The sequence below is a fragment of the Bacillus sp. LR--39 genome, assembly GCF_053613335.1.
This window is the reverse complement of record NZ_JBSIOT010001174.1, coordinates 1-610: the sequence shown is the minus strand read 5'-3', so window position 1 is coordinate 610 and position 610 is coordinate 1. Positions and strand designations below refer to the sequence as shown.

Below are 610 nucleotides of genomic sequence, written 5' to 3'. Positions count from 1 at the left end.
ATGTTTCGTTTTCTGTTTTTCTTTTGCCCGCTTTTTAATTTCTGGATACAAGTCTCTTCCGTCTTGCTTGACTTCAAGAAGCCAGGCCATATGATTGATGCCGGCGATTTTTTCTTCGATTCGTTCATGCTTCATGCCGAGGGATTTGAAAAGATCTTTTGTGCATACTTGAACGCTGTGGCAGAGACCGACCGTTTTCACGTCCGTGTAGCGGAGAAGCGCACCGGTTAAAGAAGCCATCGGGTTTGTGTAATTTAAGAGCCAGGCGTCGGGCGCCGCGCTTTCGATGTCTTTTGCCATATCCAATAAAACGGGAATCGTCCGCAGCGCCCTGAATATCCCGCCGATTCCGACCGTATCGGCAATCGTCTGCTTGAGGCCGTATTTTTTCGGAATCTCAAAATCGATGACTGTGCCCGGTTTATAGCCGCCGACCTGAATGGCATTGATCACGTATTTCGCTCCCGCCAAAGCTTCCTTTCTGTCGTCATAGGCGCGGATCGATACCGTGTCATTATAGCGGTTTTTTAAATGCTCAAGCATATCTTTAGATTCTTTGAGGCGCTTCGGATCGATATCATACAAAGCAAATTCAAATCCGTTGACCGCC

Annotated in this window: 1 protein-coding gene; it reads right to left on the bottom strand. The window is 47.5% G+C overall.

The genetic code is table 11. The features are described from left to right. A partial coding sequence (locus ACWHAR_RS29230; RefSeq protein ID WP_452088715.1) for a family 4 glycosyl hydrolase occupies positions 1-610 on the bottom strand: 610 nt, incomplete at both ends.